At 71.0% G+C, this 21,353-nt stretch carries 19 protein-coding genes; 7 read left to right on the top strand and 12 right to left on the bottom strand.

Translation table 11 applies throughout. The features are described 5' to 3' along the window. The first annotated feature begins 84 nt into the window (after window positions 1-84). Complete coding sequence (glmU, locus tag ACTIGJ_RS15545; RefSeq protein ID WP_439641242.1) at window positions 85-1,461, top strand: bifunctional UDP-N-acetylglucosamine diphosphorylase/glucosamine-1-phosphate N-acetyltransferase GlmU; 1,377 nt, start codon at window positions 85-87, stop codon at window positions 1,459-1,461. Window positions 1,462-1,486: 25 nt separating this feature from the next. Here glmU and ACTIGJ_RS15540 read toward each other — a convergent pair whose 3' ends face one another. Then, window positions 1,487-1,987 (bottom strand): hypothetical protein, encoded by a 501-nt coding sequence (locus ACTIGJ_RS15540; protein WP_439641241.1) that lies wholly within the window; start codon window positions 1,985-1,987, stop codon window positions 1,487-1,489. Between the two features lie 162 nt (window positions 1,988-2,149). Here ACTIGJ_RS15540 and ACTIGJ_RS15535 point away from each other — a divergent pair, with 162 nt between their 5' ends. Next, the gene (locus ACTIGJ_RS15535; protein ID WP_439641240.1) at window positions 2,150-5,494 is read left to right on the top strand and encodes a penicillin acylase family protein; all 3,345 of its coding nucleotides are present in this window, start codon (window positions 2,150-2,152) and stop codon (window positions 5,492-5,494) included. A 26-nt stretch (window positions 5,495-5,520) separates the two neighbouring features. On the opposite strand, the gene ACTIGJ_RS15530 is transcribed toward ACTIGJ_RS15535, so the two are convergent. From ACTIGJ_RS15530 to ACTIGJ_RS15500, 7 genes are all read right to left on the bottom strand, one after another. Then, complete coding sequence (locus ACTIGJ_RS15530; protein WP_439641239.1) at window positions 5,521-5,928, bottom strand: type IV pilin protein; 408 nt, start codon at window positions 5,926-5,928, stop codon at window positions 5,521-5,523. Further along, window positions 5,925-9,086 carry a pilus assembly protein gene (locus tag ACTIGJ_RS15525; RefSeq protein ID WP_439641238.1) on the bottom strand — a complete coding sequence of 1,054 codons (3,162 nt, stop codon included), beginning with the start codon at window positions 9,084-9,086 and terminating at the stop codon, window positions 5,925-5,927. Before ACTIGJ_RS15525 ends, ACTIGJ_RS15530 begins: the two co-directional genes overlap by 4 nt. A 23-nt stretch (window positions 9,087-9,109) precedes the next feature. Next, complete coding sequence (locus ACTIGJ_RS15520) at window positions 9,110-9,694, bottom strand: pilus assembly PilX family protein (protein WP_439641237.1); 585 nt, start codon at window positions 9,692-9,694, stop codon at window positions 9,110-9,112. Beyond that, the gene (locus ACTIGJ_RS15515) at window positions 9,691-10,773 is read right to left on the bottom strand and encodes a PilW family protein (RefSeq protein ID WP_439641236.1); all 1,083 of its coding nucleotides are present in this window, start codon (window positions 10,771-10,773) and stop codon (window positions 9,691-9,693) included. The genes ACTIGJ_RS15520 and ACTIGJ_RS15515 overlap by 4 nt, the downstream gene beginning before the upstream one ends. After that, a complete protein-coding gene (gene pilV, locus ACTIGJ_RS15510; RefSeq protein WP_439641235.1) occupies window positions 10,770-11,222 on the bottom strand; it encodes a type IV pilus modification protein PilV in 453 nt (150 codons plus the stop codon). The genes ACTIGJ_RS15515 and pilV overlap by 4 nt, the downstream gene beginning before the upstream one ends. Next, window positions 11,200-11,775, bottom strand: a complete 576-nt coding sequence (locus tag ACTIGJ_RS15505) for a GspH/FimT family pseudopilin (RefSeq protein ID WP_439641234.1) — start codon at window positions 11,773-11,775, stop codon at window positions 11,200-11,202. The genes pilV and ACTIGJ_RS15505 overlap by 23 nt, the downstream gene beginning before the upstream one ends. A 253-nt stretch (window positions 11,776-12,028) precedes the next feature. Next, on the bottom strand, window positions 12,029-12,430 hold the full coding sequence (locus ACTIGJ_RS15500) for a DUF2237 family protein (RefSeq protein ID WP_439641233.1): 402 nt from the start codon (window positions 12,428-12,430) through the stop codon (window positions 12,029-12,031). 129 nt (window positions 12,431-12,559) lie between these two features. Here ACTIGJ_RS15500 and ACTIGJ_RS15495 point away from each other — a divergent pair, with 129 nt between their 5' ends. Then, window positions 12,560-13,450, top strand: coding sequence for an alpha/beta fold hydrolase (locus tag ACTIGJ_RS15495; RefSeq protein ID WP_439641232.1), 891 nt, complete (start codon window positions 12,560-12,562; stop codon window positions 13,448-13,450). Here the strand turns inward: ACTIGJ_RS15495 and ACTIGJ_RS15490 are convergent. From ACTIGJ_RS15490 to ACTIGJ_RS15480, 3 genes are read right to left on the bottom strand one after another with little or no spacing between them, the layout of a single operon-like run. Beyond that, entirely contained in the window at window positions 13,447-14,460 is a 1,014-nt protein-coding gene (locus tag ACTIGJ_RS15490) for a DUF3299 domain-containing protein (RefSeq protein WP_439641231.1), read from the bottom strand. The genes ACTIGJ_RS15495 and ACTIGJ_RS15490 overlap by 4 nt on opposite strands. Next, window positions 14,460-15,704, bottom strand: a complete 1,245-nt coding sequence (locus tag ACTIGJ_RS15485) for an FtsX-like permease family protein (protein WP_439641230.1) — start codon at window positions 15,702-15,704, stop codon at window positions 14,460-14,462. Before ACTIGJ_RS15485 ends, ACTIGJ_RS15490 begins: the two co-directional genes overlap by 1 nt. Beyond that, window positions 15,701-16,360, bottom strand: coding sequence for an ABC transporter ATP-binding protein (locus ACTIGJ_RS15480; protein WP_439641229.1), 660 nt, complete (start codon window positions 16,358-16,360; stop codon window positions 15,701-15,703). The genes ACTIGJ_RS15485 and ACTIGJ_RS15480 overlap by 4 nt, the downstream gene beginning before the upstream one ends. A 166-nt stretch (window positions 16,361-16,526) precedes the next feature. Here ACTIGJ_RS15480 and zigA point away from each other — a divergent pair, with 166 nt between their 5' ends. The 3 genes from zigA to ACTIGJ_RS15465 all read left to right on the top strand — a co-directional run bounded on the left by zigA (window position 16,527) and on the right by ACTIGJ_RS15465 (window position 19,356). Further along, a complete protein-coding gene (gene zigA, locus ACTIGJ_RS15475; protein ID WP_439641228.1) occupies window positions 16,527-17,783 on the top strand; it encodes a zinc metallochaperone GTPase ZigA in 1,257 nt (418 codons plus the stop codon). 89 nt (window positions 17,784-17,872) lie between these two features. Beyond that, on the top strand, window positions 17,873-18,385 hold the full coding sequence (locus ACTIGJ_RS15470) for a Fur family transcriptional regulator (RefSeq protein WP_439641227.1): 513 nt from the start codon (window positions 17,873-17,875) through the stop codon (window positions 18,383-18,385). A gap of 59 nt (window positions 18,386-18,444) precedes the next feature. Further along, window positions 18,445-19,356 carry an ROK family protein gene (locus ACTIGJ_RS15465; RefSeq protein WP_439641264.1) on the top strand — a complete coding sequence of 304 codons (912 nt, stop codon included), beginning with the start codon at window positions 18,445-18,447 and terminating at the stop codon, window positions 19,354-19,356. A gap of 4 nt (window positions 19,357-19,360) precedes the next feature. Here the strand turns inward: ACTIGJ_RS15465 and ACTIGJ_RS15460 are convergent, their stop codons facing one another. After that, complete coding sequence (locus tag ACTIGJ_RS15460; RefSeq protein ID WP_439641226.1) at window positions 19,361-20,266, bottom strand: alpha/beta hydrolase; 906 nt, start codon at window positions 20,264-20,266, stop codon at window positions 19,361-19,363. A gap of 174 nt (window positions 20,267-20,440) precedes the next feature. Between ACTIGJ_RS15460 and ACTIGJ_RS15455 the strand changes: the two genes are divergently transcribed. Then, entirely contained in the window at window positions 20,441-21,346 is a 906-nt protein-coding gene (locus tag ACTIGJ_RS15455) for a DUF4394 domain-containing protein (protein ID WP_439641225.1), read from the top strand. The last annotated feature ends 7 nt before the right edge of the window (window positions 21,347-21,353 follow it).

The raw sequence follows: 21,353 nt of genomic DNA, 5'->3' as shown, positions 1-21,353 counted from the left end.
CTGAAGGCCCGCCGGCTCAACCCGGCGGGCCTTTTCGCAGGCGGCGGGCCTTATCATCGGCGTCCGCCCGCTGCCGCCGAAGCCATGTCCGACCGCGTTCACGCCATCATCCTTGCCGCCGGGCAGGGCACGCGCATGAAGAGCGCCCGGCCGAAGGTGCTGCACGCCGTGGGCGGCAAGCCGATGCTCGGCCATGTGCTCGATGCCGCGACCGACGCCGGCATCGGCCAGGCGCATCTGGTGCTCGGCCATGGCGCCGAGCAGGTGCGCGCCTGGCTTGAAACGCGGCCCGGCGCTGCGCCGCAGGCGGTGATCCAGGCGCAGCAGCTCGGCACCGCGCATGCGGTCGGCCAGGCGCTGCCGGCGGTGCCGGACACCGCGCTCGTGGTGGTGCTGTATGGCGATGTGCCGCTGATCAGCGCCGCTACCGTGCAGGCGCTGATCGAGGCGGCGCAGGACGGCCTGGCGCTGCTGACCGTGACGCTCGACGAGCCGCGCGGCTACGGCCGCATCCTGCGCGACACGGCCGGGCGGGTGACCGGCATCGTCGAGGAAAAGGACGCCAGCGACGCGCAGCGGCAGATCCGCGAGGTCAACACCGGCCTGATTGCCGCACCGGCGCGCCGGCTGCGCCGCTGGCTGGCCCACGTCGGCAACGACAACGCCAACCGCGAGTACTATCTGACCGATGTCGTCGGCCTTGCTGCCCGTGACGGCGTCGCCATCCGCACGCTGCAGGCGGCGAGCGCGGCCGAGGTGGAAGGGGTCAACGATCCGCTGCAGCTGGCCCGCGCCGAGCGCCTGTACCAGCGTCGGCAGGCCGAGCGCCTGCAGCGCGATGGCCTGTACCTGGCCGATCCGGCGCGCTTCGACCTGCGCGGCCAGCTCCACATCGGCCGCGACGTGCAGATCGACATCGGCTGCGTCATCGAAGGCACGGTCACGCTCGGCGACAACGTGCGGATCGGGCCGTACTGCATCCTGCGCGATGTCGAGGTGGCGGCCGGCACCCGCATCGAAGCCCATTCGCTGCTCGACGACTGCCGCGTCGGCCCGGGTTGCGTGATCGGCCCGTACGCGCGGCTGCGGCCGGGCACGGAGCTGGGCCGGGACGTGCACATCGGCAACTTCGTGGAGCTGAAGAAGACCACGGTCGGAGACGGCTCCAAAGCCAACCATCTGGCCTATCTCGGCGATGCGGTGATCGGCGCACGGGTCAACGTCGGCGCCGGCGTGATCACCTGCAACTACGACGGCGCGCACAAGTTCACCACCACCATCGGCGACGACGCCTTCATCGGCACCGACAGCCAGCTGGTGGCGCCGGTCCGCATCGGCCGCGGGGCCTACATCGCCGCCGGTTCGACGATCGCCAAGGACGCGCCGGACGATCAGCTGACCATCAACCGCGCCCGCGACCAGCGCTCGCTGCCCGGCTGGAAGCGGCCCCGCAAGGCCTAGCCATCGCCGCGGCCGTAGCCCTGGCTCAGCCGGCTGCCGGCGGCAGCGTCGGCGTGAACGGCGCTGTGTCGCCACCGATCAGGCCGTGCTGGCGCAGCCAGCCGATGGCGTCGTCGCTGTCGCCGACGAACCAGGCTGCCGCCGAGCCCAGGATGAACGTGTAGCCCCAGGCATCCATGTCGGCAAATGCCTGCGCGCGCGAGTAGCCGGCCAGCTGCTCGGCCAGCAGGCATTGCAGGTAGCAGACGGCGTTTTCTTCGGTGTCGGTGCCACCGGCATCGGTGTGCAGACCGGCGCGGCGAGCCTCGTCCATGCACAGCCAGTGACAGGCTTCATGCAGCGCCGAATGCACCGGCGTGTCGCGGCGGACGTACAGCCGCCGCCCGACCAGCCCGGCTTCCGGCTCGCCCCAGTAGCTGCCCGGAATCGCATCGGCCTCGGCGAGCCAGGCCAGTTCCAGCCCGGACCGGCCGAGCAGGGCAGCCAGCGCGCCATCGGGCAGGGCATCGCAGCGTGTGACGTTCATCCGGGCCAGGCGAAATAGCGGAGCCGGAGGGTAAGCGCGGTACGGCGATGGAGCAATCATTGCCAGTGCGCCAGGCGCTTGGCGATGGCCGGCATCGGCTACATTCCGGGTCCTATACCAGCGCGCCGCCGACGTCGCGGCCCGCCTTCGAGGAGAGCGAAGATGACCCGGTCGAACCTCTGGCGCCGCCGTGCGCGCCCGCTGTGGCTGTGCGCTGCCAGCCTGATGCTCGCAGCCTGCGGCAGTTCCGGATCGCCGGACGGCGGCGGGACTTCCGGCGGCACCACGGGTGGCACGACCGGCGGCAGCACCGGCGGCAACGTGCAGCAGCCCGGCGCCGACCTGTTCCTGAACGTGCTGCCGCCCGGCTCCAACGGCAATTCCGCCGGCGGGCTCGGCGCGCCGGTGCCCGGCCTGCCGGTGCTGCGCTATCCCGACAACTTCGTCGACCAGCTGTCGCTGTACGGCGACCTGAGCTACGCCCGGCCGAACCTGCAGGCCACGCCGTGCAATCCGCCGCTGGCCATCGATGCCCACACCGCGTCATCGAATCTCGCCTGCAACTACTTCAAGGCCGAAGGGCTGGAGCCGGCCGACGGCAGCGTGGTCTCGAGCCTGAACCTCAGCGCGCCGGCCGGCGGCAACGTGACCCTGCGGCGCGACCGCTGGGGCGTGCCGTTCATCGTTGGCGACACCCGCCAGGCAGCGATGTACGGCTTCGGCTACGCCTCCGCGCAGGACCGTCTGTGGCTGCACGACGTGCTGCGCTCGATCGGCCGCGGCACGTTTTCCGAGTTCCTCGGCCCGGCGGCCGACACCTTCGACTTCGACGGCAACATCGCCGTGGTCGCCGGCTACACCGAGGACGAGCTGACCGCGATGGTCGAGCTGGCCCGCACCCGCTTCGGCGCGCTTGGCGAACTGGCGATCGCGGATCTCGACAGCATGGTCGCCGGCATCAATGCCTACATCGCCACGCTCAGCGGGCCGGCGCTGCTGCAGCGGCCGCCGGAATACGTGAGCCTGCGGCTGCCCGGGCTCGGTGATGGCGTGCTGCCGTTCCCGCCACGGCCGTGGACGCGCAACGACATCGTCGCCTCGGCGATCCTTATCCAGTCGATCTTCGCCGTCGGCGGCGGCAACGAGGCCACGTCCGAATTGCTGCTGCAGCGGCTCGATCCGTCGTTCACGGCCGGCGCCACCACCATCCCGCGCGCCGCCTGCGAGTTCTGGCGCGACGTGCGCCACGCCAGCGATCCGGATGCGCACCGGACGATCGCGGCGAACTTCGCCACCCAGTTCCCGGGCTCGGTCAACGAAGCCTGCCCGCAGGCGCTGCCGGCCGGTGCCGCGATCTGGGACGTCGGGAGCGTGCAGCCGCGTGTGGTGCTGACCGCCGGCAACGAGCCGATCGCCAACCCGGCGCTGCCGCTGCCGTTCCCGGTGACCACGCCGGTGCTGACGCCGCTCGACCGGCTGCGGATGATCCCGTCCTTGTTCGGCCTGGCGCCGACGCGCACCGCGAGCCTCGCGGTGGTGCCGTTGCGGGCTGACCTGCCGGCGCCGGCCAAGCGCACCGTGTTCGCCGATCTTTCGCCGGGCAAGGCCGCGCGACTGGCGCTGGCGGCGGCCGGCATCCCGCTGCCGGAGCGGATGTCGAACTTCATCGCGGTCAATGGCAGCGAGACCGCCAGCGGCCATCCGATTGCGGTGATGGGCCCGCAGGCCAGCTACTTCGTGCCGCAGCTGCTGTGGGAAGTCGCGATCCGCTCTAACGGCGGCACGCCGCAGGACTTCGCCGGCCGCGGCATCGTGTTCGCCGATCTGCCGTACATCAACATCGGCCGCGGCCTCGATTTCGCGTGGAGCGCGACCTCGGGTTCGTCGGATCTGATCGACACCCGGGTGTCGCGGATGTGCAACCTCGACGGTCGCCCGGCCTCGCGCGATGACGCCGATGGCGACGGCTTCCCCGATGCCGACGGCTATCTCTACGACCGTGGCGACGGTGCCGGCATGGTCTGCCGCCGGTTCCTGAAGCGGGTCGACGAATGGCGCGCCCGGCCGACCGTCGCCAGCCTGGCGCTTGGCGGGCCGCTGCTGCCGCAGGACGTGCGCCGCTATGTGCTGCGCACGCACTACGGCCCGGTTTTCGCGACCGCTACCGTCAACGGCCAGCCGGTGGTGATCAGCCAGCAGCGCAGCACCTTCTTCGACGAGATCGGCACCATCGCGCCGTTCGCACTGGCCTCGACCCGCGTGGTCCATGACGCGACCAGCTTCCAGCAGCTGTTCAACGGCGTCACCGGCAGCTTCAACTGGCTGTATGTCGACAAGGATGACGTCGGCTACATCCACTCCGGCCTCTATCCGCAGCGCGCCGCCGAAGCGCATCCGGAGCTGCCGGTCTGGGGCGATGGCCGCTACGAGTGGGCCAGCCACCGCAGCCTGCCGGCCGACTACTTCGCGCGCTTCGAATCGGGCGCGGCGTATTCCACCAGCCGCTCGGTGCCGGTGGTGCGCGGCAGCGGCGATCCGCTGCAGGGCTTCTTCGAATGGCCGGATTTCATGTCGTTCGCCGGCCATCCAAATGCCATCAATCCGCCCGGCGGCCTGATCACCAGCTGGAACAATTCGCCGGCCGGCGGCTGGTGGGCCGCCGACTTCGATGGTAGCTACGGCCCGACCCATCGCGTCGACCTGCTGGCCGAGCGCCTGAAGGCTTTCCAGGCCAGCGGTCGCCGCTTCGATTTCGCCAACATGGTCGAGATCATGGGCGACGCCGCCTACGCCGATCTCCGGGGCCAGGAGGTGCTGCCGGAACTGCTGGCGCTGATGCAGACCGGGCCGCTGAACGCGGCGCAGCAGCGCGTCGTCACGCTGATGCAGGGCTGGCTGAACGGCCAGGACTCGCGCGACTGGATCGGCCTGGCCGCCAATGGCAGCCGCTACCCACTGGCGCTCGGCGCGCTGCGCCGCGACCGCAACAACGATGGCCGCTACGACTTCCGCCCGGCGGTGGTGCTGATGGACGCCTGGTATCCGTACCTGATCGATACCGTGCTGCCACAGCTGGTCGCCCACGACGGCTTCGTTGCCCAGGGCCGCTACGATGCGCCGCGCGCCCAGGGTTCGGCCTACATCTCCGGCTGGTACGAGCACCTGAAGCGCGTGCTCGATACCGCCCTGGCGGTGCCCGGCACCACGCCGTACCGGCAGCTGCAGTGCGCCGGCGGCGGCGATGCGGCGGCCTGCCGCGCGGCGGTGCTGACGGCGCTGGATTCCGCACTCACGCGGCTCGGCGGCATCGACAACCTCGCCAACTGGGATGGCACCACGCTCGGCGTCTACAGCGCGAACAGCAGCGATCCGGCCGCCGACCAGACGGTGGAGGACTACGACGCCACCCGCCACATCGGCTTGAGCCTGCTGCCGGTTCCGGCGATCCGCTGGATCAACCGGCCGACCTTCCAGCAGGTGGTGGAGATCCGCAACCGCCGACCCTGATCGCCGGACAGCTGCCGGCCGCGCCGCTACCAGCAGGCGCTGGCCGCTGCGCCGCCGCTATCCAGCGCCGCCCGTACGCCAAGGCTGTCGAGGCTCATCGAGGCGCAGGCGCGGTCGGCGGCCTGCACGCCGGATGCGTCGGCGCGCAGCCGGTAGCTGCCGGCATCGACCCGCAAGCTGATCGTGTAGTAGCCGTCGGCGCTGGCGAAGCTGGCGGCGACCGGGCAGGCCGGGTCGTCATAGCGGCCGAACTGGGTCTGGCAGCGCTCCAAGGTCTGCGCGGTTTCGGTCAGCGCAATCCGGGCATCGCTGCGCCGCGCCTTGCGGACGCTGCTCTGGTAGGCGGGCAGGGCGATCGCGGCGAGGATGCCGACGATCACCAGCACCACCATCAGCTCGACCAGGGTCACGCCACGCTGGGTCCTGTGGTTCATCGGATCTGCCGCCATGACAGGCGCCCTCCCGGCTCGACACCGGGCGGCGGCTCGATGGTGGTGTCGATGCCGCCGGTGGTGCCGGAGGCCAGCTTCACCTCGAAGGCGCCGGCCGCGATGATCGCCGGCGTCTTGATGATGCCCTCCTTCGACTGCCGTCCGCTGACCACGTAGCGCACGCCGCCGACCAGCACCTCGTCGCTGCTGTTGAAGGCGGTGTCGCGGTTCAGGTCGAACGGCGTCGTGGCACGCCGCGAGCCGCTGATCGCGTCGATCTCCATCAGGAAGCTGTCGCCGCCGAAGCCGCAGGCGGCGGTGTTGGGGATCAAGGTGGTGAAGATGATTGCGCCGCCTCTGAGGATCGGTGTCGACACCTGGCGTTCGCCGGACGAGGGCAGGTCCAGGTACCAGCCGAGATCGCCGGTCGTGCGCGCATTGTTGCTGGTCACGCGGACCTTCTCGGTGCGGCTGCCGAAGTCCTGCTGCAGCTCGGCGATCACGGTTTGCCGCAGCAGGCTGTTGCGGCTGCTCGGCCGGGTGCTGCCGTCGTCACGGTCGACGATCGCGTAGAAGCTGTTGCCGATCGTGCCGGCGGTGTTGTCGGTCGCCGTGAAGTAGGAGCCGGTGCCGAAATAGACCATGTAGCCGCCGTCCGGCGCGATGCCCACTTCCGGCCGCGCGGTGATCGGCTGGCGGTTGCTCGCCGAGCAGGGCGCGGCGCTGCAGGCGGTGAACAGCGGCAAGGGCGCTGCGGCGGTGCCGAAGTCGAAGGCCCAGTTGGCGGCATTGGCGTCGCGCACGTCGATCTTCCAGAGATTGCCCTTGAGGTCGCCGGCGTAGATCAGGTCGGTGATCCGGTCGCCGTCGGTGTCGACCGGGATCGGCGAGGACATGCCGTTGTCACCGGCCACGAAGGTGTCGAACTTGCGGATGACAGTGCCGTTGTCGAGATCGACGACGTACAGCACGGCCTTGCCGGCAGTGGAGTTGTAGCCGTTGCCGATCAGCGCCACCCACTTGCCGTTGGCCATCCGGGCGATCGATGCCTGCGGGTAGGAGTAGCCGACGTCGGCATCGGTGCTCGGCGTGAATTCCCACAGCACCTGGCTGGTGCCGAAGTTGGCCGGGTCGGTGACGTCGAGCGCGAACACGCCCTTGCCGCCGCCGCCCAGCGTGCCGAGCAGCACGGTTTTCCAGTTGCCGTCGATGCGCGCGTCGAGCACCCGCACCGCGCCGTCGACCAGGTAGCGGTGGTTGGTGTTGTAGGTCTGCGCGGTCAGCGGGCTCAGGCCGCTGAAGACCGCGTTCGGCACATAGGCCAGCAGCTCGTCGCCGTTGGCGGCCTTGAAGCCGTGCAGCATGCCGTCGTTGGCGCCGACGTAGAGCATCGGTGGCCGATTCAAGTAGCTGCTGGTGGCGCGGAACGCGGTGTAGCTGCTGCCCTCGCTGCCGGGCAGCCGGCCGAAGCCGTAGTCCTGGCTGCCGGCGAACGCCGGATCGGAGTTGACGATGTCGCCCAGCACCGTGGTGGCGCTGCGCTTGCGGAAATTGCCGGCCGCTTCGCCTTCGTTGCTGCGGTCGCCTCTCAACCAGGCGAGCCGCGTGCTGCCCAGGTTGTCGACGACGCCGTTGCCGTCCTGGTTCAGCGCCGCCTGCTGGCTGCTGTTGAGCTGCGACCACGCGAAGCTGCGGCCGCGGCTGCGCGAGGCCAGGTTCGGGTCGTAGGTCAGGATGTTGCGGCTGCCGGGCACCGGGATGCGGTTTGCCGCGTCCCACAGTGGCGTGCCGACGCTGCCGTCGAGGTTGACCGGCAGCGCCAGCAGCTGGCCGCTCCAGTCGCCGGTCGCGAAGCGCGCCTGGTAGATCGAGGTGTCGGCGGTCAGCCGCGTCGAGTTGGTGGCGATCGACGCCGCCGCGCTGGTGCGCGAGGCGATGTCGTTCAGCGCCGCCTGCAGCGCGCTCTGCAGCTGCGCGGCGTTGTTGGCCGTGTACGACTTGCCGGCGCCGTACTCGGCGGCGTCCTGCAGCATCTGGTTGTTGATCGCCAGCCCGATCGAATAGGTCTGGATGCGCTGGATCTTGAAGTTGGCATCCTGGTAGCTGGTGCCGGTCAGGTCGTTGCCGGAGGTCTTGAGATCGGTGTCGTAGCCGAACTTGGCGAGGTCGTCGAGATACAGCGACCAGGCTTCCATCGCCTCGGTCGTGCCGCTCTGGCCGCGAAAGCCATCGGAGTAGCGCGGAAAGAACGGATAGGTCGAGGCGGTGGTCGACGGTGCCTTGGCGTCCCAGTTCGGCAGTGCCACGAAGCCGTTGGCGAGATCGTCCGGGTCGTTGGTCGGGAAGCTGGAGTCGTAGGTCGGGAAGCCGTCGGTGACCACGATCACGAAGTTCTTCTGGCAGCGGTACTGCACCGGGCTCGTGTAGCTGGTGCCGCTGTTGTAATAGGAACTCAGGCCCCGGAAGTAACGGGTCACCTCGTAGAAGGTTTCTGCCAGCGGCGTGTTGCTGTCGGCGTTCAGGCCGCTGATCGCGTTGGTCACCGTGGTCTGGCTGCTGCCGCAGGCGGCCACCACCTTGCCGCCGGGGCCCTGGTCTCCGCCGGAGATCGGCGGATTGAAGCGGGCCAGGCCCCAGCGCAGGGTCGGATTGGCGCTGACGATGTTGGTCGCCACCGTCTTGGCGGCGGCCAGCCGGGTCACGGTCGGGATCGCGCCGGTGGTCAGGTTGCTGTTGGTCGCGTAGGTCTGGAACAGATAGTTCAGGTAGTTGCCGGTGTAGCGCGTGCTGGTGCCTTCCGGCGTCGGCAGCAGCAGGCACTTGGTGGTGCCGCCGCCGTTCAGGCGGCCGGCGCGGCGGCCGCTGGAGCAGCTGCCGGTGCCGATCAGGTCCATGCCGACATTGCCGTCGGTCGGCAGCCAGCAGCGCGTGCTGCCGTTGTTGCCGCAGTTGCGCGGGCTCCAGTCGGCGTAGGTGACGGCCGGGTCGTAGCCATCGGCCCAGGTCATGTTCAGCGTGCTGCCGGAGTTGTCGAACAGCAGCATCACGTTCGGCGCCACCGAGGTCGACAGGAACAGCGGCTGGGTGGAGGCAGTGATCGCCGCCTGCGCGTGGCCGACCATCAGGCTGGCAACGACGAGACTGCGGGCGAGCAGGCGCATGGTCGGCTTCCGGGCGGGGCGCATCAGCGCTTGAAGGTGGATTGCAGCAGCACCGCCGGGGCCGCCTGGTCGGCGGTCGCCGCGCCCCAGGCGCGGGCGGTGATCCGGTAGATGATCCGTTCGCGGCGGTCCTCGGCCGAATCGGCCTGCAGGCTTTCGCCGGGCGAGGCTTCCTCGTTGCTGTCGAGCTGTTCGATCAGGTATTCGCCGCGCGCCCGGTCGATCGGCGGCGGCGGCGCATCGGTGGTCACCGTGGCGCTGCGCCAGACCGGGTTGCGGGTGTCGGCGGCGGTGCGCAGCCACAGCGGGCGGTAGCGGCTGGCCGCTGCGCTGCTGTCCGGCGGATCGGCCAGATAGAAGCCGGCGGCGCCGGTGCTGCCGACCGCCACGAACGCCGGCAGCATCGGCTGGCCGAGAATCGCCTCGGCCTCGCGCAACGCCGCTTCGGCGACCTGGAAGGCGATCTGCTGATCCTGGCTGTTGCCGGTCATCCGCTCTTCCAGCGTCGTCGAGCGGATCGAGCCGAGCGCCAGCAGCGACAGCACCAGCAGCACCACCAGGCCGACCAGCAGCACCACGCCCCGCTGGCGTTGCGGACGGCGGCTCACGGCAGACGGTTCCGCAGCGCCAGGGTCAGGGTCACCACGCGGCGCATCCGGCCATCGCCGAACGGCCCGACGCTGACGCCGAGCAGATCGAAGCGGCGGCTGTCGGTGAAGCCGGCGCGGTCGCGGGTGCCGGAGAACAGTAGCGCCACCCGCACGGCGACCACGCGCCGCCAGGCGGCGGTGTCGGCGAACTGGTCGGCGCGGCGGTAGGCGTCGGCCACCCCGTCGCCGTCGCTGTCCTCGCCGTAGAGCACCTGCAGGTTCTCGACGCCGGCGGCGATTTCGCGGCTGTCGCTGTCGACGCGCCGCCACAGCGCCGGGCCGCTGCCCTGGGCGCTGTCGGCGATGTAGAAGCTGACCACGCCCATGCGGAACAGCTGCGCGCCGGCGGCGAACGCGCGGTCGAGATCGTTGCTCCAGTTGCCGGGGCTGCTGCCGGTGGCCGCATGGGCCAGCGTAGCGATGCTGGCGCTGCCGCCGGACGGCAGGGCGACGCTGGCCACGCCGGTGCCGCTGATCTGGAAGATCGCCGCGCCGCCGCAGTCGCTGGCCATCACCACATCGCCGGCCGACAGCGGTGCTGGCGTGATCAGGTTGATGCCCAGGTCGGCGCTGGTGGTGGCCATGTTGCGGACCGTGAACAGTTCGTTGTCGATCGGGCCGCGCACGGTCAGCACGTCGGTGCCGGCGCGCGGTGCCGGGAAGCCGCTCGGCAGGCCCGGCGACCAGCCGCCGCTGACCGCCTCGAAGCCCTCGGCGTAGCGTTCGTAGCGATAGCGGAAATCGGTGTGGGTGAACGCCGTGCGCGTGCCGCCGCTGGTCGCCGGATTCGGATTCAGGGTGTTGCGCACCGCGCCGGTGTCGCTGAGGCAGCCCCGGTAGCCGGCCATCCGCACGTCCTGCGCCAGACGGGCGCTGACATAGCGGATCGCTTCCTGCCGATCACCGAGCGCCTGCGTGGTCTGCGCGGTGCGCGCGGTCGACAGGAACACCCGGTAGATGCCGGCCAGCAGCAGCAGGCCGATGACCATCGCGATCATCACCTCGACCAGCGAGATGCCGGCCTGCCGGCGTGTCACAGCTGCGTCCGCAGGCTGACGGTGGCCGGCGCGGCGGTATCGGCCACGCCGATGTCGCGCCAGCGCACGGTGATGGTCACCACCTGCGCTTCGACCAGCACCTGGCCGTCGCCGTCCGGCAGCGCCGCATCGAGTGCGGCCTTCCAGCTGGTCAGGTCCTGGCTGGCCAGCGTGCCGCCGCTCGGCGCCTGCGCGAACGGCAGGTTGTAGAGCCCGCCGATTGCCTGCGCGCGGTTAGCACGCATCCGGTCGAGGAGGTCGTAGGACTGGCCGACCGCCTCGGTGCGCAGCGCGGCGCTGCTGCTGCGGCCCAGGCTCAGCGCCTGCAGCGAGGCCAGGGTCAGCAGGCCGATCGACACCAGCACGGTGGCGACCAGCACCTCGATGAGGCTGACGCCGCGCTGGCCGCGCGCGCTGCGGCGCCGCTCAGCAGTGCGCCGAGTCGACATGCGCCTGGCCCTGCAGACTCAGCGACACGTTGCGCCGCTGGCTGGCCGCACAGGCCTGCGGGACCAGCGAGAACTGCGGGCTGCTGCCGCCATCGGCGAGAAAGCCGGTCGGCAGATAGGTGACGGTGCTGACGGTCGCGGTCAGTGCATCGCCGCTGGCCAGCGGACCGAACACGCGCAGCACCTCGCGGCTGCCGGTGGCGTTGCCGGCCTCGTCGAGCACGTTGCGGAACACGATCCAGCCCTGGCTCCAGGTGGTGGTGCTGCTGCAGCGGTAGCGGTCGGCCGGCGCGCTGGCGGCGGTGTTTTCGAGGTAGGGACACAGCGACACCTCGCGGGCGCTGCTGACGGCCTCGCTGCGGGCGTAGTTCAGCGCGGCGATCAGCGTGTTGACCTGGCCGGCCGCGCGGTTGCCGGTGACGAAGCCGTTCAGCGCCGGCACGCCGACGGTGGTGGTCACCGCGACCACGGCGACCGTGGTCAGCATCTCGATCAGCGTGAAGCCGCGCGCGCGGCGGATGGCGGCGACGCGGCAGGCGAACGGCAGGGACATGGCGCGGGCTCCTCCGGTGACAGACCCGTCCCGCAGGCGTGGCGGGCCATCGGGGTGTCGGCACCATGCGCATTCCCTTGAGCCCGGTCGGCCCGAGACCGACAGGCGGACCGTTCCGGGGGCGCGTAAGGTCAGGCCCCGGAGCCGGTCGCCGGATCGGCGTCAAATATCTGACGCGATTCAGAATTTTCCGCGCATGACGAGCGCCGGAAGCGGTGCCGGAGCCGGCGCGTCGGGGGCGCCCGCCCGGTGCTCAGCCGGTGGCCGGGCGATCGATGCCGTGGGCGAACAGCTGCGCGCGGTCGACCCATTCCAGCGCCCGCTGGTTGGTCGCCGCCAGCACCACCGGCGGCGCCACGCCGGCATCGCAGGCTTCCTGCCAGCGCCGTGCGCAGAGGCACCACTGGTCGCCCGGCTTCAGGCCCGGGAAATCGTATTCCGGCCGCGGCGTGCTGAGGTCGTTGCCGACCGCGCGCGAGAAGGCCAGGAACTCGGCCGTGACGCGGGCGCAGACCAGATGGCGGCCGACATCCTGTGGCCCGGTATGGCAGTGGCCGTCGCGGTAGAAGCCGGTCATCGGGTCGGTGCAGCAGCTGGCCAGCAGGCCGCCGAGCACGTTCAGCGCGGGTTCGGGACGGGAAGCGGAGTCGGCCATGCGGATTGCGGAAGCGGGTGGGCGAAGGGCGCGGCGATGATAGCGAGCCCCGGCCCGCTGCCGCTTCCCTGCGCTGCCGCCTGCGGCGATGATGGCGCCCCGCAACAGCCGTACACCTGCCTGATCCCGATGACGCCCACCCGAATCGTTACCCGCGGCGATGTCCGCCTTGCCGTCTACGAATGGGGCTCCGCCGCCGACGGCAAGCCCACCCTCGTGCTGGTCCACGGCTATCCGGATTCCGCGCGGGTCTGGGATGCCGTGGCGGAACGGCTGGCCGGCCAGTTCCATGTGGTGAGCTACGACGTGCGCGGCGCCGGCCAGTCGAGCGCGCCGAGCCGCGTCCGCGACTACCGCATCCTGGAACTGATGGGCGATCTCGCCGCCGTCTTCGATGCCGTCGCACCCGGTCGCAAGATCCATCTGGTCGGCCACGACTGGGGTTCGATCCAGAGCTGGGAAAGCGTCACCCTGTCGCCGATGCGCGACCGCATCGCCAGCTACACCAGCATCAGCGGGCCGAGCCTGGACCACGTCGGCTACTGGCTGCGCGCCCACGCCCGGCCTGGCTGGAAGGGCCAGCAGCTGCTTCGCCAGCTGGCCCGCAGCTGGTACATCGCCGCCTTCCAGCTGCCGCTGTTCGCCCCTGCGGCGTGGCGATTCGGCGTCGGCCGCTCGTGGTCGAAACTGGTCCGGGCGATGGAAGGCACGGTCGTCGACGCCAGCCCGACGCAGACCGCCGACGGCCGCAATGGCATCAACCTGTACCGCGCCAACGTGCTGCCGCGCCTGCTGCGGCCGGAGCCGCGCCACGCGATCGCGCCGGTACAGCTGATCATTCCGATGCGCGACCGCTTCGTCAGCCCGGAACTGTTCGAAGGGCTGTCGCGCTGGGTGCCGGTGCTGCGCCGCCGCGCCATCGACGCCGGCCACTGGCTGCTGCTGAGCCATCCGGACAAGGTCGCCAGCTGCATCGGCGAGTGGGCCGCCGAGCACGCGGGGCGTGCACCGGGCCGCTAGCCGCGCGACAGCAGCCGGGCGTTCTCGAGCCGGTAGATCAGGCCGTCGGCGCTGCGCGCGACCAGCCGCAGCCGGCCTTCGATGACCACCGCGTCGAGGCTGGTCTCGATGCCGTTGCCCGCCTGCACGTCGACCACCGATGTCGGCCCGCCGGGCGGATGGAAGAGGCAGGCCGGCGGGTTCGCGGTCAGCAGGAAGTGGCGCTGGGTCAGCGCTGATTCCAGCGGCAGCATGAAGCCGGCCAGCCGCACCGGCTGGCCCTCCATCGCCTGCAGCGCCGCCGGGAACCGCGCCGTGACGCCGTCGCGGCCGTAGTCCAGCGGCGTGTCGATCAGCAGATCCCAGGGCGTGACGCCGCGCAGGTCAAGCTCACCGAACCATTCGCGGCTCGGCGGCCGCTGCACGTCCAGCACCAGCCGCGTGCTGACGCCGGCCGCCGTGACGGTCAGCGTGTCGCGGCCGGGATGACGCACCAGCACGCGGAAGTCGATGTAGCCGCTGGCGTCGGTATGGTCGGTCATCACCAGCACCGGATTGCCGCGCGCCGACTGCACGCTCAGCGGCTGGCCGGCGATCGGCCGCTGCGCCTCGGTCTGCAGCTGTGCGGACAGATAGCTGACATCGCCGACATAGGCCGGCACGGTCAGCAGCCCGTCCTGCGTTTCGCCGAATTCCGAGCTGAGCAGGATCACCGGCGGCGTGCTGTCCTCGACGAGCTTGCCATTCCGGTAGCGGACCATCGGCCGCGGCGGGCTGGCGGCGACGCTGCTGTCGGTCGCCGCTGCGGCCGGATCGGCCGGGTCGGTGTCGGGCCCGCCGTCCGGAGACGGCTGCCCGGTCTGCGGCGGCATCGCGACGTTCTCCGCCGGGTCCGTTGCAGGTGCGGCGCTGGCGGGCGTCGCGCGGTGGCGGGCGGTGCCGAACCAGAAACTGGCAGCGGCGACGGCGGCGACGGCGGCGACCGCCGCCGCAACGGCAAGCCGACGACTTCGGGACGGCGGGTGGCTCATCAGCTGCGGGTCCGCGCCAGCGTCGCCGCGACATCGCTGCGGTAGACCCGCCAGGCCGGGCCGAGTACCGCGAGCGTCGCCAGCAGCAGCGGCAGCGCGGCGAGCAGCGCTTCACCAGTCGCCGGTTGCAGCGGGTCCAGCGCCAGCGAACTGGCCGCCTGCGAGCCGGCCGCGAGCAGGCCGAGCCCGGCGTGACCGAGCGCAAGCCCGATAATGGTCGCCAGCAGCGCCGGCAAGGCCGCCGCCAGCCACAGCAGCCACAGGATCGCGCTGCGGCGGGCGCCGAGGCTGCGGAACAGCGCCAGGTCGTGCTGGCGTTCGTCGAGCGTCTGCACCATCGCCACCAGCAGCGACAGCGCCGAGGCCGCGAGCAGCAAGGCCGCCAGTGCCTTCAGCGCGCCGATGCCGACGCCGATCAGGCCGAGCAGCCGCGCGGTCTCGATCGCCGGCACCGCCGCCAGGTGATCGCTGCGCTCGTTGATCTCGCGCGGCAACGACAGCGCGGCGATCGGGCTGCGGTAGCGGATCAGCGCGGCGGTCACGCGAGGGCCGGCGGACTGGTTGTCGTTGTCGTCGTCGTGGTCGTCATCGGCTGCGGCAGTTGCGGCCGTCGCAGCCGGCCGGCGCGTCGCCGGTGCGGCGTGCAGCGCCCAGATGCTGTCGAGTCCGGTCAGCACCAGCCGGTCGACGACGCTGCCGGTGCGCGCCAGCACGCCGACCACGCGGTACGGCGCGCCGCCGTGCGCGCGGCCGCTGCCGAGGCCGTGCACGCCGTGAAAGGCGTCGCCGATCGCGATGCCGCTGGCCGCGACATCGGCGCCGATCACCGCTTCCATCGGCGCCTGCCAGGCCCGGCCGTCGGCAAGGCGCGCGCCGTAGTGGGTGATCAGCGCCAGCGTGCTGCCGACGATCCGGTAGCCGCGCAGGTTGTCGCCGAGGGCGATCGGAATCGCTTCCGCCACGCGCGGATCGCGGGCGAGACGGTCGACCTCGTCCAGCGGCAGCGTGCCGGTGGGAACGTCGAGGTGGTGGACCGTCGACAGGATCAGCTGCAGCGGGCTGCCTTTGGCGCCGACCACGGCGTCGATGCCGCGGCTGTTGCGATCAAGCCGGTCGCCGACTTGCGTGGTGACGCCGAGCAGCACCACGAGCAGCGCCAGCCCGGACGCCATCAGCAGCACGTGCAGCGCCTGCGCGTACTGGCGGTGACGCAGGTCGGCGAGCGCCAGGCCGAGCAGGGTCATGGCTGCGTTCCGCCGAGCTTCGGCAGCAGCCGCTGCCGGTCGATGCGCGCCCGCGCGCGCTGGTCGTGCGTGGCGATCAGCAGCGCCGCGCGGCAGCGCGCCGCCTGCGCGAGCAGCAGGTCGAGCACCCGGGCGGCGTTGTCGTCGTCGAGATGCGCGGTCGGCTCATCGGCCAGGATCAGCCCCGGCCCGTTGACTACCGCCCGGGCAATGGCGACCCGCTGCGCTTCGCCGCCGCTGAGCGCGGCCGGCCGCTGGCCGGCGAGGCGGTCGAGATCAAGCGCCGCCAGCGTCGCCGCGATCGCCTGCGGATCGGGCGCCAGGCCGGCGAAGTGGCGCGCGGCGCCGAGCTGTGCCGCGACGGTCAGCGACGGCACCAGATGCAGATGCTGGAACACGAAGCCGATCCGCCGGCCGCGCCAGGCGTCGCTGGCGGCCGGCGACAGCGCGGCGAGCGGCTGGCCATCGATCGCGACCTCGCCGTGCTGCGGGGCCAGCAGGCCGGCGGCGATCGCCAGCAGGGTCGACTTGCCGCTGCCGGACGGACCGAGCAGCAGGCAGGCCTCGCCGGCCGCAAGCTGCAGGGTGTCGAGCAGGATCTCGCCGGCGCCGGGCGGCCGGTGGCGGATGGCGGTCAGGGACAGGCGCAGGGTCACGGGCGGCGGGATGGGCGGAACGCGGGGTGGGGCGTGATATCGGCCAGCAGGTGCGGCCGTCCGGAATCGGCGGCGGACAGCGTTACGCGGATGTGGTCGGGACAACTCGGGTCGAATCGATGTTACTGTATAACAAAACCCGCCTCATCACAGGACTGCTGCCGCCATGACTGCGCCCGTTTCCCACCCGGTTGCACCGCGACCTCCGCTGCCGGTGACCGTGCTGTCCGGCTTTCTCGGCGCCGGCAAGACCACGCTGCTGAACCACGTGCTGCGCAACCGCGAAGGCCGCCGCGTCGCGGTGATCGTCAACGACATGAGCGAGGTCAACATCGACGGCGCGCTGATCCGCAACGGCGACGCGGCGCTCAGCCGGACCGAGGAAGCCCTGGTCGAATTCTCCAACGGCTGCATCTGCTGCACGCTGCGCGAAGACCTGATGCGCGAAGTCGCGCGCCTTGCCGCCGAGGGCCGCTACGACTACCTGCTGATCGAATCGACCGGCATCTCCGAACCGCTGCCGGTCGCCTCGACGTTCCGGGTTCGCGACGAGGCCGGTTTCTCGCTTGCCGATGTCGCCCGGCTCGACACCATGGTGACGGTCGTCGATGCGGTGAACCTGCTGCGCGACTACGTATCCACCGATTTCCTCCGCGATCGCGGCGACACTGCGGGCGACGACGACCAGCGCACGCTGGTCGACCTGCTGACCGACCAGATCGAGTTCGCCGACACCATCGTCATCAACAAGTTTTCCGAGGTCAGCGAGGCGCGGCGGCGTGACGTGATCGCGGTGGTGCGGGCGCTGAATCCAGGCGCCGTGATCGTGCCGGCGGATCACGGCCAGGTGCCGATGACCGACATCTTCGCCACCGGCCGCTTCGATTTCGAAGCCGCTGAACGGAACCCGCGCTGGGCGCGCGAACTGGCCGGCGAACACCTGCCGGAATCCGAGGCCTACGGCATCGGCAGTTTCGTCTGGCGGGTCCGGCGGCCGCTGCATCCGGAACGCTTCATGCAGTTCCTGAACAGCGACTGGGAAGGCGTGCTGCGGGCCAAGGGCCATTTCTGGCTGGCGACGCGCATGGACTGGGCCGGCGAGCTGCATCAGGCCGGCGCGGCGCTGCAGCATGAGGCGGCCGGTTTCTGGTGGGCGAGCCCGCTGGCGGCGCTGCCGGACGAAGCCGACATGCGTGCCGCGATGATGCGCGACTGGCATCCGCAGTTCGGCGACCGGCGGCAGGAAATCGTGTTCATCGGCATCGACATCAACGAAGCCGCGTTGCGCGCCCGTCTGGACCGTTGCCTGCTCGACGAGCGCGAGATGGCGCTCGGGCCGCAGGGCTGGCAGGCGCTGCCGGACCCGTTCCCGGCGTGGTCGCTGGCATCGGCGCCGACTGCCGAGGAAGACGCGGCCGCCTGAGCCCCGGCGGGACGCCGCAGCGGAGGCGATGCGACACTGCCGGCGTCCTGCCGCCATCACCTGCCATGCCCAGAGCCGCGAAACCTGTCATGCCCGTCGCGCCCGCCGTCCCGACTCTCGGCCGGCTGAAGCCGGCGCGCGGGCAGGGCGCCGCAGCCCGCACGGCGGCGGCGACCTGCTGTCCCGGCCACCCGGCCGACGCCGCGCTGCTGGCCGAGCTGCCGGACCTCGCACGCCAGGCGTACGCCGAGCTGCAGGCGTCGCCGCAGGCGCGCACCGCGTACGAGCTGATCGAGACGCTGCAGCCGCAGGTGGCCCAGCGCATCTATCCGCAGACCATCTACCGCACGCTCGCCCAGCTCACCCAGCACGGGCTGGTGCACCGCATCGCCAGCACCAATGCCTACCGCGCCTGCAGCAGGCCGGGCACGGTTCACGACGGCATCCACTTCCTGTGCACCCGCTGCGGGGCGGTCGACGAAGCGGTGGATCCCGGCATCAACGCGCTGCTCAACCGCCATGCCGACGCGCACCGCTTCGCGATCGATCAGCGGGTCATCGAGATCAGCGGCATCTGCGCCCGCTGCAGCGCCGGCGGCTGAACGGCGCTCCGACGCGAAGCCGCCGCTACACTGCGGCCCGGCCATTTTTGATGACGCGCATGCTCAGGATCGGCATCGACCTCGGCGGCACCAAGATCGAAGGCATCGTGCTGCGCGGCGCGACCGAGGTCGTCGCCCGGCAGCGCATCGCCACGCCGGCCGGCGATTACCCGGCCACCGTGGCGGCGGTCGTGGCACTGGTGGCCGATCTCGAACGTCAGGTCGGCGCGCAGCGGCTGCCGGTCGGCATCGGCCATCCGGGCGCGATCTCGCCGTTCAGCGGCCTGATCAAGAACGCCAATTCCACCTGCCTCAACGAGCGGCCGCTGAAGGCCGATCTGGAAGCCGCGCTGGGGCGTGCGCTGCGGATGGCCAACGACGCCGACTGCCTGGCGCTGAGCGAGGCGCAGGACGACGGCGCGGCGGCCGACGCGGCCTGCGTGTTCGCGGTGATCCTCGGCACCGGTGTCGGCGGCGGCATCGTCATCGACGGCCGGCTCAGAAGCGGGCCGAACGCGATCGCCGGCGAATGGGGCCACAACCCGCTGCCGTGGCCGCGCGTCGACTGGAACGAGGTGCCCGGTCCGCTCGGCTGGGACGGCCGCTTCGGCGCGATCGAGGACTGGCTGTCCGGGCCGGCGCTGGCGCGCGACCATCGGGACGTGACCGGCGTGGCCTGGAGCGGCGAGCAGATCGTCGCGGCAGCGGCGGCCGGCGATATTGCCTGCAACGCCACGCTGGCGCGTTACGAGGAGCGGCTGGCCCGCGCGCTGGCCAGCGTCATCAACCTGCTCGACCCGGACGTCATCGTGCTCGGCGGCGGTCTGAGCCGGATCGAACGCCTTTACGAGACGGTGCCGGCGCTGTGGGCCCGCTGGGTGTTCAGCGACCGGGTCGTGACCCGGCTGCTGCCGGCCCGCCACGGCGACGCCAGCGGCGTGCGCGGTGCCGCCTGGCTGTGGCCCGGATGAACGCTCAGCGCGGCAGCCCGCGCACGAAGGCGCCGATCGCGGCGATCGACTGATCGGCTTCCGGCATCCAGCCGGCCATCACCTGCCAGACGTGCCAGAGCCCGAGCCGATGCTCGAGCGTCACGTCGACGCCGGCCTTGCTGGCTGCCTCGGCCAGGCGCAGCGAATCGTCGAGCAGCACTTCGTCGTCGCCGACCTGGATCAGCGTTTTCGGCAGGCAGTCGAGCTTCGCGAACAGCGGCGACAGGCGCGGATCGGTCAGCGGCAGCCCGCCGGCGAACTGGCGGGCGGCGCGGTCGATGCCGCGTACGGTCAGCAGGCGGTCGCGCTCGGCGCGGGTGCCCATCGAGCTGCCGCTGGACGACAGGTCGGTCCACGGCGACAGCAACACCAGGCCGGAGGCCTGCGGCAGGCCGCGATCGCGCAGCGCGATCGCCGTGACCAGCGCCAGGTTGCCGCCGGCCGAATCGCCGCCGATGACCAGATCCGCAGGCTGCAGACCCTGCGCCAGCAGCGCCTGCCAGCCCGCCACGGCATCGTCGAGCGCCGCCGGGTATGGATGCTCCGGCGCCAGCCGGTAATCGATCGCGATGACGGTGGCCGCCGCCGCCTTGGCGATGTGCGCCAGCATGCCGCGATGGGTACGCGGGCTGCCGCCGAGGTAGGCGCCGCCATGCAGGTAGTAGATGACCTGGGTGCCGGCGCGGTCCTTCGGCGTCAGCTTTTCGGCCGGCCGGCCAGCCAGCGTGATCGGCTCGACCGTCACGCCGCGCGGGATGCGCGTGATCAGCCCGGCGATGCGCTCCAGCTTCGGCCGCATCTGCTCGGCCGGTGCCGCCAGCACGGGCTGCAGCAGGAACTGGGAAACGGGGCCGAACAGGCGGGCGCGCAGGCTGAGGGAGTCGGTCATCGGATCGGCAAACGGGGCGGGCGAACGGGCTGCGAGCGTAGCGGAAGCGCTGTGCTGACGGGCATGGCCGGCGCTGTCAGCGCTGAACTGCGGGCCGACGGAAATGTCACTGAAGGGCCGTTATGATGCCGCCGACCCGGACCCGCCGGCACCCGCCCCGAACAGGACTCCCCGATGCCCTTGCCCCGCTTCCGTTTCCTGTTGCGCGCCAGCCTGCTGCTGGCGGCTGCCGCAGCGATCACCGGCTGCATGAATGGCCGCGATGCCTATGCCGTCACCGATAGCGGCACCTTGATCAAGTTCCAGACCGACGACCCCGGTTCGATCGAGAACGAGGTCACGATCACCGGGCTCGATAGCGGCGAATCCGTGCTGCAGATCGATTTCCGGACCGAGAACGGGCTGTTGTACGGTCTGACCAGCAGCAGCCGCATTGCCACCATCGACGCCGATACCGGCCTCTCGACCCTGGTCAGCGCGACGCCGTTCCTGACGGCGCCGGCAGTGCTGAACCAGCCGGTGATGGATATCAATCCGTCTCAGGATTTCATTCGGGTGATCGATTACCAGCCGGGCGGCAGCACCACCGACACCAATATTCTCAGGATCAATCCTGACACCGGTGCGCTGATCCAGAGCGACGGCACGGTCCTGCGCTACAACGACAGCGACACCAACGACGGCGAGATTCCCCAGCTCGCAGCGATCGCGCATTCCAACAACGATGTCGATGCCACCACGACCACGCTCTATGGGCTCGACTTCACGACCCAGAGTCTGGTGCGGATTACCAATGCCGGCGTATTGACCTCGCTCGGCGTGCTGGATCGCCAGTTCGTGTCGGCCGCCGGTTTCGACATCGTTCGGGAGCGCGGTGACCAGCCGCAAGACCTGGGCATTGCCTACGTCGCGATTGCCGAGCGCAACAACACGGCGCGCTTTTACGAGATTGATCTTGCCGACGGCAATACCTCGGGCGCCGCCTCGAACAACGGCGGCTCCACGATTGGCGGTGACCGCCAGATTCGCTCGCTGGCAGTGTCGCCGTCGCCACCCAAGCGCAACGGCTTCCTGTACTGATCACGCC

Source organism: Nevskia sp. (genome assembly GCF_051860985.1).
Classification (GTDB): Bacteria; Pseudomonadota; Gammaproteobacteria; order Nevskiales; family Nevskiaceae; genus Nevskia.
The sequence above is the reverse complement of the archived record's forward strand: the minus strand, read 5'-3'. Positions and strand labels throughout refer to the sequence as shown.

Excerpts from the sequence above, each read along its gene's own strand:
- ACTIGJ_RS15495 (WP_439641232.1), top strand. The coding sequence starts at position 12,560 with ATGACGCCCACCCGAATCGTTACCCGCGGCGATGTCCGCCTTGCCGTC.
- ACTIGJ_RS15500 (WP_439641233.1), bottom strand. The coding sequence starts at position 12,430 with ATGGCCGACTCCGCTTCCCGTCCCGAACCCGCGCTGAACGTGCTCGGC.
- ACTIGJ_RS15505 (WP_439641234.1), bottom strand. The coding sequence starts at position 11,775 with ATGTCCCTGCCGTTCGCCTGCCGCGTCGCCGCCATCCGCCGCGCGCGC.
- zigA (WP_439641228.1), top strand. The coding sequence starts at position 16,527 with ATGACTGCGCCCGTTTCCCACCCGGTTGCACCGCGACCTCCGCTGCCG.
- ACTIGJ_RS15465 (WP_439641264.1), top strand. The coding sequence starts at position 18,445 with ATGCTCAGGATCGGCATCGACCTCGGCGGCACCAAGATCGAAGGCATC.
- glmU (WP_439641242.1), top strand. The coding sequence starts at position 85 with ATGTCCGACCGCGTTCACGCCATCATCCTTGCCGCCGGGCAGGGCACG.
- ACTIGJ_RS15535 (WP_439641240.1), top strand. The coding sequence starts at position 2,150 with ATGACCCGGTCGAACCTCTGGCGCCGCCGTGCGCGCCCGCTGTGGCTG.
- ACTIGJ_RS15460 (WP_439641226.1), bottom strand. The coding sequence starts at position 20,266 with ATGACCGACTCCCTCAGCCTGCGCGCCCGCCTGTTCGGCCCCGTTTCC.
- ACTIGJ_RS15455 (WP_439641225.1), top strand. The coding sequence starts at position 20,441 with ATGCCCTTGCCCCGCTTCCGTTTCCTGTTGCGCGCCAGCCTGCTGCTG.
- ACTIGJ_RS15530 (WP_439641239.1), bottom strand. The coding sequence starts at position 5,928 with ATGAACCACAGGACCCAGCGTGGCGTGACCCTGGTCGAGCTGATGGTG.
- ACTIGJ_RS15540 (WP_439641241.1), bottom strand. The coding sequence starts at position 1,987 with ATGAACGTCACACGCTGCGATGCCCTGCCCGATGGCGCGCTGGCTGCC.
- ACTIGJ_RS15470 (WP_439641227.1), top strand. The coding sequence starts at position 17,873 with ATGCCCGTCGCGCCCGCCGTCCCGACTCTCGGCCGGCTGAAGCCGGCG.
- pilV (WP_439641235.1), bottom strand. The coding sequence starts at position 11,222 with ATGTCGACTCGGCGCACTGCTGAGCGGCGCCGCAGCGCGCGCGGCCAG.
- ACTIGJ_RS15490 (WP_439641231.1), bottom strand. The coding sequence starts at position 14,460 with ATGAGCCACCCGCCGTCCCGAAGTCGTCGGCTTGCCGTTGCGGCGGCG.
- ACTIGJ_RS15525 (WP_439641238.1), bottom strand. The coding sequence starts at position 9,086 with ATGCGCCTGCTCGCCCGCAGTCTCGTCGTTGCCAGCCTGATGGTCGGC.
- ACTIGJ_RS15485 (WP_439641230.1), bottom strand. The coding sequence starts at position 15,704 with ATGACCCTGCTCGGCCTGGCGCTCGCCGACCTGCGTCACCGCCAGTAC.